The following is a 14,960-nucleotide window of genomic DNA, read 5'->3' as shown; positions in this document are numbered from 1 at the left end:
GGCCTGTTGATTATAGTGACATATAAGCCGGGCGTATAATTGGATTCGATCCCCAATCTGAAAATGCATGCCAGCCGCACTTTTTGGGCCTTCGCAGTTGTAAAGCCCCCTTCGTCATTGTTTACTAGTCGGCAATATTTTCTATTCAGGATGAAGCAATGCAAAAGATGCATAACGGTGTACAAAATTACGCCTGGGGCAGCAAAGACGCGCTGACCAAACTCTATGGAATTAAAGATGCAGAAGGCCGTCCGATGGCTGAACTGTGGATGGGGGCTCATCCGAAATGTAGCTCTCAGATTGAGAACTCCCGTGGGGAGAACCTCTCTCTGCGCGACCAAATAAGTGCCGGACTGTCTGCGCAACTGGGCGAAAAAGTGGCTAAGCGCTTTGGCGAATTACCTTTCTTGTTTAAAGTGCTGTGCGCCGATCAGCCGTTGTCGATTCAGGTGCACCCGAGCAAAAGTGCGGCTGAAATCGGTTATGCCAAAGAAAATGCTGCCGGTATTCCACTGGATGCCGCCGAGCGTAACTACAAAGATCCGAACCACAAACCTGAACTGGTTTATGCCCTGACCCCTTTCCAGGCCATGAACGGTTTCCGCGAATTGCGCGAAATTGTTTCATTGCTGCAACCCGTGGCCGGTGCGCATCCGTTAATTGCCAGCTTCCTGACGTCTCCGGATGTTGATCACCTGCGCACGCTGTTTGCGGGCCTGCTGAGTCTGGAAGGTGAAGATAAATCCCGGGCGCTGGACGTGCTGAAATCCGTTCTGGATGAACAACAGGGTGAGCCGTGGGACACCATCCGCAGTATTTCTGAATTTTATCCTGATGACAGCGGCCTGTTCTCCCCGCTGCTGCTCAACGTAATCACCCTGCAACCGGGCGAAGGCATGTTCCTGTATGCCGAAACGCCGCATGCCTACCTGAAAGGCGTCTCGCTGGAAGTGATGGCGAACTCCGATAACGTGCTGCGCGCAGGTCTGACGCCGAAATACATTGATATTCCTGAGCTGCTGGCGAATTTGAAATTCAACGCCAGACCCGCTTCTGAATTGCTGACCACGCCGGTTGTCAAAGGTGCGGAACTCAACTTCCCGATCCCGGTCGAAGATTTTGCTTTTTCAATTCACAGCCTCTCTGCTGAACCGCAAACGCTGGAGCAGGACAGCGCGGCGATTGTCTTCTGTATTGAGGGTCAGAGCGTTCTGGTGAAGAACAATCAAACCCTGGTTCTCAATCCGGGTGAGTCGTGTTTCCTGTCAGCCACTGAGTCACCGGTGACTGCCAGCGGCAACGGCCGCATAGCACGCGTGTTCAATACACTCGCGAAATGAACAGTTAATTAAACAAAATGGGGCTAAACGCCCCATTTTGGTGATTTTTTTGCTGATTCAGCTACACTCTGTAGACTAATAACGCCGGAAGGCGTTTTTTATTTTCGGGACATTTCATAAGGATAAACAGAGATATGAAGAAGTCGTTAGTCGCTGTAAGCGTCATTGTAGTCCTTGGCGCGGCCTGGACAGGCGTCTCGTGGTATACGGGCAAGCTGATCGAACAACATATGGATGAACAGGTTGCGGCGGCTAACAGCCAGTTGCAAAGTGCTTATCCGAAAGCCGGGCTGAAAGTCAGCTATCAGGATTATCAGCGCGGGCTGTTCAGCAGCAAAATGCGCATTGTTCTGCAACCGGAGCCTGCTGCCGCAACGGCGGGCACCAGCGTACTGAAAACGGGTGACGAAATTGCCTTTATCGAAACTATCGATCACGGCCCTTTCCCTGCCGCTCAGCTGAAAAAATTCAATCTGATCCCAAGCATGGCTTCTGTTCATTCAGAGCTGCAAAACACGCCAACGGTGAAAGGTCTGTTTGATGTCACCAAAGGCAAATCTCTGGTCACGATTGACACCCGCGTTTCCTACAGCGGCGCAAGTTCCTCGGCGGCTGACATCATTCCTGTGACGTATCAGAAAGATGAAAGCCAGCTGGCCTTCTCTGGCGGTAAAATCAATGTCGATGTCGACAAAGATCTGACGGCCATGAAGCTGGACGCCAGCACCGACAGCATCGCTCTGACCTCTAAAAATCAGTGGGGTCAGCTTGAAAAAGTGACCCTGGCCGGTTTCAGCATGGACAGCGACACCAAACAAGGTAAGTTTCAGGTCGGCGTGGGTGATCAAAACCTGACTGTGAAGCAAATCCTGGTGAACGTTGACGGCAAAGTTGCCGCTTCGCTGGATAACTTCAAACTGGTGAGCAAATTCTCTGAAAATGGCAATAACATCGCCGGTCAGCAGGATTACACCCTCGACGCACTGAAAATTCAGGGTGCAGATTTCGGTTCAGCCAAACTGACACTGAAGCTGGATAAACTCGATGGCGCGGCGATGAAACAGTTCGCAGACAACTATAACCAGCAATCCCGCGCACTTCTGCTGCAACAGGGTCAGATTGATCCGGCTGTTTATCAGCAACAGGCTACCGATTTACTGCTGGCTAACCTGCCACTGCTGCTCAAAGGCAATCCGAGCATCAGCATTGCACCGCTGAGCTGGAAAAATAGCAAAGGCGAAAGTAACTTCACCCTGCAACTGGATCTCAAAGATCCGGCCGCAACGCCGGCACAGACTCAGGATCAAATGCTGTCTCAGTTGGTAAATAAGGTTGATGCCAAACTGACTATTCCTCTGCCGATGGCCACTCAGGTCACCACGCAGGTGGCTCAGCTGGAAGGTTACAGCGCAGACGACGCCGCTAAACTGGCACAGCAGCAGGTTCAGGGTCTGGCAGCGATGGGTCAGATGTTTAAACTGACCACGGTGAAAGACGATACTATTACCAGCAGCTTCCATTACGCTGACAATCAGGTTGACCTGAATGGCCAGAAAATGACATTGCAGGAATTCGCCGGTCTTTTCGGTATTCTGGGTGGGCCGGCAGCGCCGGCAGCAACCCCTGATCAGGAAACGCCAGTGGCTCCGGCACCTGCCCCCGTCCCGGCTCAGTAATCTTCTTTACATCTCCCCCCAGCCAGGGGGGAGGTTGGAAGACGGTTTTACAACCGAACTTTCTGCCAGCGTTAACCCACACCCCATCCCAACCTTCCCCTCATGAGTGGGGAAGGCGTAAAACCTCCGCTACCAAAGGATTCTCAGGCGTGACCACTCCCACTGACCTCCTTCGTCTGCAAGACGTTTCTTTTACACTCAACCATATCCCGCTGCTGGAGCCTGTTTCCCTCACCCTGAATCCGGGGGAATTTACCTTACTGACCGGCCCTTCAGGGAGCGGAAAGAGTACGTTGCTGAAGATTATTGCGTCATTGCAAAATCCGACCGGTGGAAATCTTTATTTCAAAGGCGAAAATATTACGCAGATCAAACCTGAAGCGTACCGCCAGCGCGTATCGTATTGCTTCCAGACACCGTCGTTATTTGGCGAAACGGTTTACGATAACCTCGCCCTGCCTTATCAGATCCGCAATAAAAAACCTGATGACGGGCAGCTTCGCGACTGGCTGAAACAGGTAAATTTATCCGAAGACATGCTGACCAAACGTACGCAGGAGCTTTCCGGCGGGGAAAAACAGCGCATAGCATTGCTGCGCAATCTGCAATTTATGCCGGATATTTTATTACTTGATGAAATCACCAGCGCGCTGGATGAAGAGAATAAAATCAACATCAACGACATCATTGCCGGGCTGGTTGAGAAAGAGCAGATCGCGGTGTTATGGGTGAGCCATGACCTGAACGAAATCCGCCACGCCAAAAACGTCATTACCCTGACCCGTCATTCATCAGGAAGCGCGTCGCATGAATCAGCATAATATTACCAACCAGTCTCTGGCTCTCGCGCTGATCCTGGTCGTCGTCGCCCTGCTCGTCAGCAAGAAAGAAAAGCTCGGACTGGAAAAAGACATCATCTGGAGCGTTGCCCGCGCTATCGTACAACTGGTGATTGTCGGCTACGTTCTCAAATACATTTTTGATATCAATAACAGCCTGTTAACCGTGCTGATGGTGCTGTTTATCTGCGTGAATGCGGCGCTGAATGCCAAAAAGCGCAGCCGTAATATCGATAACGGATTTATCATTTCTTTTATCGCCATTACGGTGGGTACCTCGCTGACATTAATGATTCTGATCCTCAGCGGTTCGATCGAATTTCTGCCCATGCAGGTGATTCCGATTTCGGGGATGATTGCCGGGAATGCGATGGTGGCAGTAGGCCTGTGTTACAGCAACCTTAACCAGCGTTTTCTCGATAATCAGCAAAAGATCCTCGAGATGCTGAGCCTCGGCGCGCCGGTAAAAATGGCTTCCGACCGGATTATCCGTGACAGCATTCGTGCCGCCATGATCCCGACCGTAGATGCAGCGAAAACCGTCGGGATTGTCAGCCTGCCGGGCATGATGTCCGGGCTGATTTTTGCGGGTATCGATCCGGTGAAAGCCATCAAATATCAGATTATGGTGACCTTTATGCTGCTGGCGACCGCGAGCTTATCGACGATTATTGCCGGTTATCTCGCTTACAAACGTTTCTACAATGACCGTGCGCAGCTGCGCGATTTGAAATCATCGTAATACGTATTCTGCCCGCGGGTCGAAAACCGGCGGGCAGGATTTTTCAGGCTTTATAAATCAGACAACGCCTGACGCAGATTCACCTCTCCGGCGGCCTCGTCATCAAGATCCAACACCCCTTCCAGATCGTCCAGATGTTCCTGCATAATTTCAGCGGCCTGCGTATTATCCCCCCGCTTCAAGTGCATCGATAATCGCCTGATGTTCATCACACTGGCACGACGGCACTTCGTTACGCTGGTACAACGACACAATCAGGGAACTGCGCACCATCAGATTCGACAGAATTTCACTCAGTACATCATTGCCCGAAATTTCCCCGAGAATGAGATGAAATTCACTCAGCTCACGCACAATGGCGCGCCGGTCCTCGGATTGCACAGCTTCACGCTCTCCGCGCAGATGGGTACTAATGCGGTGACGGTGACGCCGGATCACGTCCGGCCCGATGCATTCAACGATCGCCCGTTCGATAGCACGACGGGCGATAAACACTTCACGCGCTTCTTTGGCGGTGGGCTGCGCCACCATTGCGCCACGGTTAGGTTCGATGGTCACAATTCTCTGCATTGCCAGACGCTGTAACGCCACCTGAACGTGGTTACGGTTAGCACCCAGCGCGTCAACAAGCTGTGATTCCACCAGCCGGGTGCCCGGACGCAGGCGTTGCTGCGCGATGGCTTTAGACAGAACATCGACAATGCGCTGAACTTCCAGCTGCTTGGCGGTTGTAGTTTGATTACTCATGGATTGCTAAGTGGCCTCTCTCTGGCAGTTTCCGTGCAACCTATCACCATCTGCTCGCGTTCGTCATTAGTAAATGACGTGGGGTTTCAAATCATGCGAGAAATCCCAATAAATAGCACATAACATTCATAATAATTATCATTCCCGCACGCATTCACAATATCCCTGTTATCACCTTCCGTATCCTTGCAGCACCTCACGCTACGCAGAAAAATGTTCAGAACACGTGAAGTATGCACGCCAACGTATTGAAATCAGGACAATAATGAAACACACATTTTTTAAACACTTACTCAATTTTATCTTATTAGCCCTGGGAGCCATTTGTACCGCGCTGGTCATCTGGCTGGATGTGGCCGTATTTAAAGACGGTATCCAGGAAATTTCCGCCACTGAGTTCCTTCAGGAACTTTCACTGCTGGCCATCAGCGCGTTGTTTTTCTTACAGGCCAAAAAACATCCGGCATTGCGGGGAGGTATGATCCTGATTGGCGGGTTCTTCTTCTGCATGCTTATCCGCGAACTCGATGCCCTGTTTGACCTGATCCACTACGGCTCATGGGTGTATTTCGCCAGCCTGTTCGCGGTCTATTGTATCGCCTGGGCCTGCATCACGCCGAAAACCAGCCTGCGCGGATTGTCAGCTTTTCTGGTTCATCCGGCCTGTCACTATATGGTTTGCGGTCTGGTACTGATCCTGGTGTTCTCACGGGTCTTTGGGATGAATATGATCTGGAAAGTGGTGATGCAAGGCGAATACGTACGGACAGTGAAAAATATTGTCGAAGAAGGCACCGAACTGATGGGTTATCTGTTGTGTCTGGGTTCTGCAGTTGCTTTCTGGCAGCGCAGTGAACCACTGAAAACCCTGTAAAATTCTGCCTGCTGCGGATTTCTGCAGCAGGCAGAATGTCAGACGCGCCACGGCAATACGCCTTCCGGCAATCGACGCGCAAACAGCGACGCCAGCAGCATAAAGACCAGCACCACACCAATCATCAGGCACCCCACGGCTGCGGCCAGCGTGGAAGAACCGCCTTCATCAAGAAACACAATCATCGGTCCGAGCGTTTGCGTACCGGATGTGACCAGCAGAATCGACACCTGAATCTCATTCAGTGCGGTCAGGAACACCAGAATCGTGCCCGCCATGGCCGACGGCGCCGCCAGCGGCATCACTATATCGCGCATCCGTTGCAGGAAACCGGCACCAAATATTTGTGCGGCCTCATCCAGCGAACGCTCGATTTGCGCAAAACCGGCCAGCGTCGGACGAAGCACCAGTGCCATAAAACTGGAAAGATAAGCCGCCAGGATAATCCATACCGTGCCGTAAAGGCTGATATGCACCAGTGGCAACGGTTTGAGGAAAAACAGGATCGCCGCAATTCCGGTCACTATCCCCGGCAACGCGTAAGCCAGTTCGGTCGACAGTTGTAAAATACGCACCAGCCGCGTTCGCTGCCAGCTCAGGAAATACGCCAGAAACAACGAGGAAAGTGTCAGGATCAGCGCAGTCATCACGGTAAGCCCGAGGCTGGTCATAAAGGCATGGCGGATTGCCGGATACCCGAACAGCGCATTGGCATAATTGCTCAGCGTCAGACTCTGCAAGGTCAGTGCCTGACCAAAACCCGTGGTCAGGGACGTGGTCATCAGCGCGGAAAGCGGCAATAACAGCGTCAGCGACATCCACAGCCAGGCCGCAATTTCTGCCGGTAAACGCCATCGCTCCAGAGACTGATGCAGCGCCCGCGGCGTCCCCGTGACACGCACATCCTGCCGCCCGCCCAGCCAGCGGCTGAACATCAGTCCGGCAAGCGTAATAGCGGCAATCAGCAGCGAAAGCACCGCCATATCCGTCAGCGCCGACGCCCCCACGCTGTTGAGTTGCTGATACACCAGCGTGATCAGCGTCGGGATACGACCGGGAATGCCGAGCATTGCCTGAATACCAAAATTACCCGCTGCGGTGACAAACGACAGTGCCGCACCGGCAAAAATAGCCGGGCGCACCAGCGGCAAAATCACGGTAAACAATACCCGCCACGGTTGTGCCCCACCGCTGCGCGCGGCCTCCACCAGTTCGGCTGGCAACCTGCGCAACCCGGCCCGCACCATCAGGAAAACCAGCGGCGCATTGTGCAATCCCAGCAGAACAATAATGCCGGTCAGCGAATACAGCGGCGAAGTCGAACCGGCGGGCAGCGTTAACCCCAGCCACTGCAATACCGGACTGGATGGCGAAAGTGCCTGAACCCACGCCAGCGCTGTTACCTGCGGCGGGATCATCAGTGGCAGAATAAAAGTAAATACCCAGGCCTGTTTACCGCGCAAATTAGTCAGCGCGATCAGCAGCGCCGCCACTGTACCCAGCACCATCGCCAGCAAAGTTGAGACGACAGCAATCGTCAGTGTATTCAGCGTGGCGGTCAGAACTTTTCGTGTGCCCAGTAAATGGCTGAGCCGCGAGATGTCCGGCACACCTTCAGGCGCCATTGCCGCCCAAACCAGTCGCATCAGGGGCGCTATCGACAATATCCCGATCAGCAACGTCAGGGCCCAAAGCACGCCCTTCTCACTGCCCGGCCAGAACCGACGCGAGGGGATGGTGCAGCGCTGAATTTCACTCATCACGCTCATCTGGCTGTCCTTTGGGCTGTCAGCCACCGAAGATTTCAGTGAATTTCGCGCGAACTTCTTTATCATCCGCCACCGCTTTATCTGAATCCAGCGTCAGCAGCTTAATCGAATCCAGCGGTGCAAAGCCTTCTGGTGCCGCAATGCCGGATTCAATTGGCCGGTTACCTTGTTTCGCAACCAATTGCTGGCCCTGCGGTGAGAGCATGAAATCAACAAACGCCTTCGCCGCAGGCACGTTATGTGCCCCGGAAAGAATGGCTACCGGCTCAGTCACAAATGAAGCCCCCTCTTTCGGATACACCAGATCAATCGGCGAGCCCTGCTTTTTAGCGCGGATAATATCGGCATCGGTAATCACGCCATACTTCGCCATGCCGCTCGCTACCGCTTTCAGCGCCGGGCCGTTGCCACCTTCCGGGGTAATGCCGTTCTGCGCCAGTTTCTGATAAAACGCCCAGCCGATGTCCGGCGTATTAATGGCCGTATGCAGGTGATACAACGCCGCCCCGGAATACAGCGGGCTTGGCACGGCCACCTGACCTTTGTTTTGCGGTTCGGTCAGCGCCATCCAGCTATCAACCGGTGTGGCGTTTTTAGTGTTGTAGGCAATGACCGTGGCGATAATTTTGGTGCCAAACCAGGTTTTATCTTTGTCGTAAAAATCCGGGCTGATATTTCCCACCGGCGCATCGGTATAGGCAATCAGTTTGCCGTCTTTTTTCAACGCGCCCAGATTGATGGAATCCGCAACCAGCAGCACATCAGCTTTTACGTCCCCGGCCAACATTTCAGTTTGCAAAACATTCATCAGTTGCGTCGTGCCGTTGCGCGTCCACTCCACCTGCACATCCGGATAAGCCGCCTTGAAGGCGTCAATCGTTTGCTGGGCAATTTCCGGTGCCTGAGAGGTATAAACCACCAGCTTTCCGGAGGCGGCTTCGGCAGCATTTGCCTCTCCCTGCGTGGCGCAAATCAGCAATGCGCTCAAGGATAACGTGATGGTTTTTAAAATATGCATAGCCCTGTCCTTAGAATGAGAAAATTATTGGGGAAGGATCCAGCCGTCGGCAATGACGAAAGTGACAATGTCACTCACGTAACTATCGGGCGAAAGAGAGGAATGAAGGGAAAGCTTCAGCGCAGGCGTGTTTACCGGCGCGACGTCAATCTGGTGATAGCCGCCGCGGTAAATCACCCGGGTGATCCGCGCAGCGATGCCCGGTTCGCCGTGCTGAGCAAAACGTAAATCCGCAGCATGGACACACACCTGCGCCTCACTCACCGTTGTCTGATGTGCCGGAGCCCGTAACCGGATACGCATACCGAAAACATCGGCCCAGGCCGTGCCGTTTTCGGCGGGTTGAATATTTTTTGCCGGGATAACGCGACCCTCGTCGATAAAGGTCGCGACCATGGCGTTGGCTGGTTCACGGTACAGCGTTTGCGGCGTAGCAAACTGCATCACCTGGCCCTCGTTCATCACCACGACACGGTCAGCCATCGCCATCGCTTCCTGCTGATCGTGGGTGATATACAAAAGCGTTGCGCCGGTGTGCTGATGAAAACGCCGGAACTCTTCTTCCATCGCCGCACGTAAATGCACATCAAGATTTGCCAGCGGCTCATCCAGCAGCACCACGCCGGGGCGTGTGACCAGGCAACGTGCCAGTGCCACACGTTGTCGCTGACCGCCGGACAAATCGGAAGGACGGCGTATGGCGTAATCGCTCAGCCCCACCAGCGCCAGCGCATCCTGCGTTCGCGTGCGTCGTTCATGGCGATCCATCCCCGCCACTTTCAGGCTGTACGCTACGTTTTCTTCCACCGACATATGCGGCCACAGCGCGTAGTTCTGAAACACAATGCCCAGATCGCGCTTTTCCGCAGGAACATGGACGTCGGTGGATGAAAACAGTCGTTCACCGACGATGATTGTGCCGCTGTTTACCGGCTCGAATCCCGCGATGGTCCGCAGCAACGTGGTTTTGCCACAGCCTGAGGGACCGAGCACGGCAACAAATTCACCGTGATGAATATGCAGCGAGACGTCATTAAGCACCGGCTGAGTGGTAAAGGATTTACTCAGGTGGGAAATCTGTATGGCAGACATGCGTCGGATGTTTCCTCAAAGCGGCACTGGCCCGTTCAATGAGGAAACAAATTACTGCGGTTTTGTGACTGTTTTATGAACCGGTGGCGAAGGTTTGGTTCGACACGACATGGCAGGAGAAGACATAAATGCGATATAGCTTCCTGATTAAAATGAATCACTTCCTTTTAATTAAAACACATTATAAATCAATGCAATATCTAAAGAGTTCTGAATAGAAAAAAGATTATCTATAAGAAACAATCATTTTCCATACGCGGCGATAAATTCTCCGGCAATCGCCACGGCAATTTCTGCCGGGAGTTTGCCGCGCACATCGGGCAGCCCCACCGGGCAACGCATTCTCGCCAGTTGCTCAGACGAAATCCCTTTGCCCGATAAACGGTAATCAAAGCGTTTACGCTTGGTATCCGAGCCAATCAGGCCAAAGTAGCGGAAATCGCCGCGCTTCAGGATGCGCTCACTCAGAGCGAAATCCAGCTGGTGATCGTGCGTCAGCACCATGAAATAACTGTCAGCGGGCATCTGCGCCACCGTGCTTTCGGGTTCCTCATCCACAAGGCAGGTGACTTGCGGGTCCACCTGTGCCGGAAACTCACTGGCACGGGCATCTACCCAGGTAATGCGACAGGGTAAGGTGCTGAGAATGTTCACCAGTGCCCGCCCGACATGACCTGCGCCGTAAACCACAACGTGCGGTTGCGGTTGCCCCAGCGGTTCAAGCAACACCGACGCCATGCCTCCGCAACATTGTCCGAGCCGCGCCCCTAATGAAAAGCGTTCGAAGCGGCTGGTTTTCGCACCCTGCTGCAACATCTCGCGGGCAATGGCTGTAACCTGAAACTCAAGATTGCCGCCGCCCAGCGTATAAAATTGCTGGTCAGCGGTGATCACCATTTTGCTGCCTGCATCACGCGGCGTGGAGCCCTGATTATCCACCAGCGTCGCCACCACGCACGGTTCTCCGCGACGTTGCAGGTCATGTAAACGCGTTACCCAGTCATCAGTACGCATGAGAACCCCCGTCAGCCGGCAATTTTTGCGCTAACCATAGCGGAATGAGTGACAACGTCACCATGAAAATGCATCTGATTTATGGCGTTAAGCACTCTTTCCGGTGTGGCAGGTGCATCAAGGTGCGGATGTACACGATAACCGGCCAGGCTGGCGACGGCATCTTTGATGGCACACCAGACGGATATCCCGAGCATAAACGGCGGTTCACCCACGGCTTTGGAATGGAAAACGGTATCTTCCGGATTCTTACGGTTCTCCACCAGTTTCACACGCAAATCCTGCGGAATATCGCCAATTGCCGGAATTTTATACGCCGCCGGACCACTGGTCATTAAGCGCCCTTTGTCATTCCACACCAGCTCCTCCGTGGTCAGCCAGCCCATGCCCTGCACGAATCCGCCTTCCACCTGACCGATATCAATCGCCGGATTCAGTGAGTCGCCGACGTCATGCAGAATGTCTGCCCGCAACAGCCTGTATTCACCAGTCAGCGTATCGACCAATACTTCCGCGCAAGCCGCGCCGTAGGAGAAATAATAAAACGGATGCCCGGCGGCTTTACTGCGGTCATAGAAAATCTTCGGTGTTTTGTAATAGCCGGTGCTGGACAGCGGCACCTGATTCAGCCAGCACTGGGTCGCCACCTGTTCAAAACTGAAATACTGATTTTTAACGCGCACCTGACCGTTGCTGAAGGTGATGTCAGTTTCCTGTGCATCATGAACACGCATCAGCATCTCAACCATGCGCCCTTTGATGATTTCTGCCGCGTTTTGCGCCGCTTTACCGTTCAGGTCAGCGCCGGATGACGCTGCCGTCGGCGAGGTATTGGGCACTTTACCGGTATCAGTCGCGGTGATCTGAATCCGGGTGATATCCACCTGAAACACCTCAGCCACCACCTGCGCGACCTTGGTATTCAGCCCCTGTCCCATCTCTGTGCCACCGTGATTGAGCTGAATACTGCCGTCGGTATAGACCAGCACCAGCGCGCCTGCCTGATTGAGGAAACTGGCGGTGAAGGAGATACCAAATTTTACCGGCGTCAGCGCCAGCCCCTTTTTCAGATAAGGGTTGCTGCGGTTAAATTTCGTGACAGCGTCACGTCTTGCGGTGTATTCCGCACTATCTTCCAGTTGCTGCGTCATCTCCTGCAACAGGTTTTGCCCGACGGGCTGGTGATAATGCGTAACGTTGCGGACTTCCTGACCGTAGTAATTATTTTTGCGTACCGTCAGCGGATCCAGACCCAGTTCGCGGGCGATATGATCAACGATGTGCTCAATCGCCACAATGCCCTGCGGGCCGCCAAATCCGCGGTAAGCGGTGTTCGACGCCAGATGAGTTTTACAGCGATAACCGGTGATCAGCGCATCGCCGAGGTAATAGGCGTTATCGGAATGGAACATGGCGCGATCGACGATAGAACCGGAGAGATCCAGCGAATAACCGCAGTTGGCCGCCAGTTTAATGTCGATGCCGTGAATGACGCCGTCATCGGTAAACCCTACGTCATAGCTGACATGAAACGGATGGCGCTTGCCGGTGATCAGCATGTCATCCTGACGCGACAGCCGCATCTTTGCCGGACGTCCGGTCAGATGCGCCGCCAGCGCGGCAAGGCAGGCTGCACCAGCGGCCTGCGTCTCTTTGCCGCCAAAACCACCGCCCATGCGTCGCATATCAACCACGACTTTGTGCATCGGCAAATCCAGCACCGAGGCCACCAGTTTCTGCACTTCTGTCGGATGCTGTGTCGAGCTGTACACCAGCATCGCGCCGTCTTCGCCGGGCATCACTGAGGCAATCTGCGTCTCGAGATAAAAATGCTCCTGGCCGCCAATTTCCAGTTCGCCCTGTAAACGGTGCGGCGCACAGGCCAGCGCCATTTCCGCGTCCCCGCGTTTATGCTGATGCGGTTCTTCGACGTAATGTTCCAGCGCCAGCGCCTGTTTTACTGTCAGCACGGCGTCACGCGGCTGATACTCCACTTTCGCCAGCGCCACCGCCGCCCGGGCGACTTCCATTGAGGTTGCCGCCACCACCAGCACAATCTGGCCGACATACTGCACGGTGCCCTGCGCCATCAGCGGATCGCCATGGGTCAGCGGTGCAATGTCCAGATTGCCGGGCACATCCTGTGCAGTCATCACCCGCACCACACCCGGTACGGCGTAACAAGGTTCGGTATCAATATGCAAAATGTCAGCATGCGCATGAGGGCTGAGCAGCGGCACCAGATGCAACTGACGGGGGAATTCCAGCCGGTCATCGATATACACCGCTTCACCGCTGACGTGTTTCTCCGCGCTTTCATGTTTCTGGCTTTTGCCCACGCCGCTCTGCAACCCCGTGCGGAACAACGCTTCCATCTCAGCCTGAGAAAGTGATGGTTTCGATTCAGACATAATGTGTTACCCGCATCAGTGTTTCAGGAGAAGTCATTTCGATATGGCAGCGGCGCAGCAGATTTTTCGCCACCTGCATGCGGTATTCCCGGCTGGCACGAAAATCACTGATTGGCGTGAAATCCAGTTCCAGCGCCTGACAGGCCCGCTCGACAGTTGCCGTCTGCCACGGCTGACCAAGTAATTGCGCCTCACAGCCGCTGGCCCGTTTCGCCACTTCCGCCATGCCGCCAAACGCCACGCGTGCATGCACCACCACGCCATTTAGCACTTCAATATGCAACGCCGCGCAGACCGCAGAAATATCGTCCTCCAGCCGTTTCGACACTTTATAAACCCGTAACTGGCGTGCCGCCGGGGTATTGCGGGGAATGCGGATTTGTTCAATAAATTCGCCCGGCTGCAACGCAGTTTTGCGATAACCGAGGAAGAACTGATCCAGCGGTAACTCCCGTTGTTCAGCGCCACGCCGCAGCAGCAGCGAAGCGCCGAGCGCCAGCAACACCGGCCCGCCGTCACCGATTGGCGAAGCGTTGGCGATATTGCCGCCGAAGGTCCCCTGGTTGCGAATTTGTTGTGATGCAAACCGTTCGAGCAGTTCGCCAAACGCCGGGAACTCTTCATGTAAAAACGGCATACAGGCGCTGAGCGGCGCGGCGGCGCCAATATGAATAGCCTGACCGGTCAGCGTAATTGCCTTGAGTTGGGGAATATGACTCAGCGAAATCAGCTTCGGCAGGCGCTGATAACGTTGTGTGACTTCCAACGCCAGATCGGTACCGCCTGCCACCAGACGGGAATCCGGACAGGCAAGATAACGTCCGGCCAGTTCATCAATAGTCACCGGCTGTTCAGTCGCGGATATCGCGGCGAGTTTTTCCAGCGTTTGCCGGGCATCAGCATCAAACTGATCGGCCTGCGGGGCTTCACAAATGGCTTTCGCTGCATCCATGATTGGCCGGTAACCCGTGCAGCGGCAAAGATTGCCGGAAAGGGTTTCCTGCACGCCTTCAACCGTAAAAACAGGTTTATTTTTTTCCATCGCAAACAGTGACATCACAAAACCCGGCGTGCAGAAACCGCATTGCGAAGCGTGATTATCCACCATCGCCTGCTGTACATGATGGAGCTCGCCGCGGTGTTTCAGATCTTCAACCGTAATAAGCTGTTTGCCATGCACCGCAGGCATAAAGGTCAGGCAGGCGTTGACCGTGCGGTATTGCAGTTGCTCACCCTGCTTTTCTGCCAGCACCACCGTACAGGCGCCGCAGTCACCGGAGGCACAGCCTTCTTTGGTACCACAGCGCCCTGCATCGCGGCGCAGATATTGTAATACCGTCGTGTCAGCGGGCAGATTTTCCGTGTGGATCCTGCCGTTCATCAGAAATTGGATCATGATCATATCCTTCAAAAATCACTGGTTTGCTCCCTCCCCTGC

11 protein-coding genes and 1 pseudogene are annotated in these 14,960 nt (G+C 54.1%); 5 read left to right on the top strand and 7 right to left on the bottom strand.

Translation table 11 applies throughout. The annotated features are described in order from the left end of the window. Positions 1 to 158 precede the first annotated feature (158 nt). From manA to fetB, 4 genes are all read left to right on the top strand, one after another. Positions 159 to 1,340: a mannose-6-phosphate isomerase gene (manA, locus tag UC14_RS16820; RefSeq protein WP_112198078.1), complete on the top strand. Its 1,182-nt coding sequence runs from the start codon at positions 159 to 161 to the stop codon at positions 1,338 to 1,340. A gap of 134 nt (positions 1,341 to 1,474) precedes the next feature. After that, the gene (locus UC14_RS16815; RefSeq protein ID WP_112198077.1) at positions 1,475 to 3,016 is read left to right on the top strand and encodes a YdgA family protein; all 1,542 of its coding nucleotides are present in this window, start codon (positions 1,475 to 1,477) and stop codon (positions 3,014 to 3,016) included. A gap of 149 nt (positions 3,017 to 3,165) precedes the next feature. Then, on the top strand, positions 3,166 to 3,837 hold the full coding sequence (fetA, locus tag UC14_RS16810; RefSeq protein ID WP_013575519.1) for an iron ABC transporter ATP-binding protein FetA: 672 nt from the start codon (positions 3,166 to 3,168) through the stop codon (positions 3,835 to 3,837). Further along, entirely contained in the window at positions 3,824 to 4,597 is a 774-nt protein-coding gene (gene fetB / locus UC14_RS16805) for an iron export ABC transporter permease subunit FetB (RefSeq protein ID WP_013575520.1), read from the top strand. Before fetA ends, fetB begins: the two co-directional genes overlap by 14 nt. A gap of 50 nt (positions 4,598 to 4,647) precedes the next feature. Here fetB and UC14_RS16800 read toward each other — a convergent pair. After that, positions 4,648 to 5,344: pseudogene (locus UC14_RS16800) on the bottom strand (GntR family transcriptional regulator). Between the two features lie 265 nt (positions 5,345 to 5,609). Here UC14_RS16800 and UC14_RS16795 point away from each other — a divergent pair. Next, positions 5,610 to 6,218: a hypothetical protein gene (locus UC14_RS16795; RefSeq protein WP_013575522.1), complete on the top strand. Its 609-nt coding sequence runs from the start codon at positions 5,610 to 5,612 to the stop codon at positions 6,216 to 6,218. A 38-nt stretch (positions 6,219 to 6,256) separates the two neighbouring features. On the opposite strand, the gene UC14_RS16790 is transcribed toward UC14_RS16795, so the two are convergent. From UC14_RS16790 to xdhA, 6 genes are all read right to left on the bottom strand, one after another. Further along, a complete protein-coding gene (locus UC14_RS16790; RefSeq protein WP_112198076.1) occupies positions 6,257 to 7,987 on the bottom strand; it encodes an iron ABC transporter permease in 1,731 nt (576 codons plus the stop codon). A gap of 19 nt (positions 7,988 to 8,006) precedes the next feature. Further along, positions 8,007 to 9,005: an ABC transporter substrate-binding protein gene (locus UC14_RS16785; protein WP_112198075.1), complete on the bottom strand. Its 999-nt coding sequence runs from the start codon at positions 9,003 to 9,005 to the stop codon at positions 8,007 to 8,009. Positions 9,006 to 9,029: 24 nt separating this feature from the next. Then, positions 9,030 to 10,097, bottom strand: a complete 1,068-nt coding sequence (locus tag UC14_RS16780; protein WP_013575525.1) for an ABC transporter ATP-binding protein — start codon at positions 10,095 to 10,097, stop codon at positions 9,030 to 9,032. 243 nt (positions 10,098 to 10,340) lie between these two features. Further along, on the bottom strand, positions 10,341 to 11,111 hold the full coding sequence (gene xdhC / locus UC14_RS16775) for a xanthine dehydrogenase accessory protein XdhC (RefSeq protein WP_112198074.1): 771 nt from the start codon (positions 11,109 to 11,111) through the stop codon (positions 10,341 to 10,343). Between the two features lie 11 nt (positions 11,112 to 11,122). Continuing rightward, entirely contained in the window at positions 11,123 to 13,522 is a 2,400-nt protein-coding gene (gene xdhB, locus UC14_RS16770) for a xanthine dehydrogenase molybdopterin binding subunit (protein ID WP_112198073.1), read from the bottom strand. Further along, entirely contained in the window at positions 13,515 to 14,918 is a 1,404-nt protein-coding gene (xdhA, locus tag UC14_RS16765; RefSeq protein ID WP_112198072.1) for a xanthine dehydrogenase small subunit, read from the bottom strand. Before xdhA ends, xdhB begins: the two co-directional genes overlap by 8 nt. Between the last annotated feature and the right edge of the window lie 42 nt (positions 14,919 to 14,960).

The organism is Rahnella sp. NRRL B-41462, from assembly GCF_003263525.1.
Classification (GTDB): domain Bacteria; phylum Pseudomonadota; class Gammaproteobacteria; order Enterobacterales; family Enterobacteriaceae; genus Rahnella; species Rahnella aceris.
Note: the sequence above shows the minus strand (reverse complement) of the source record. Positions and strands in the feature narration are given on the sequence as shown.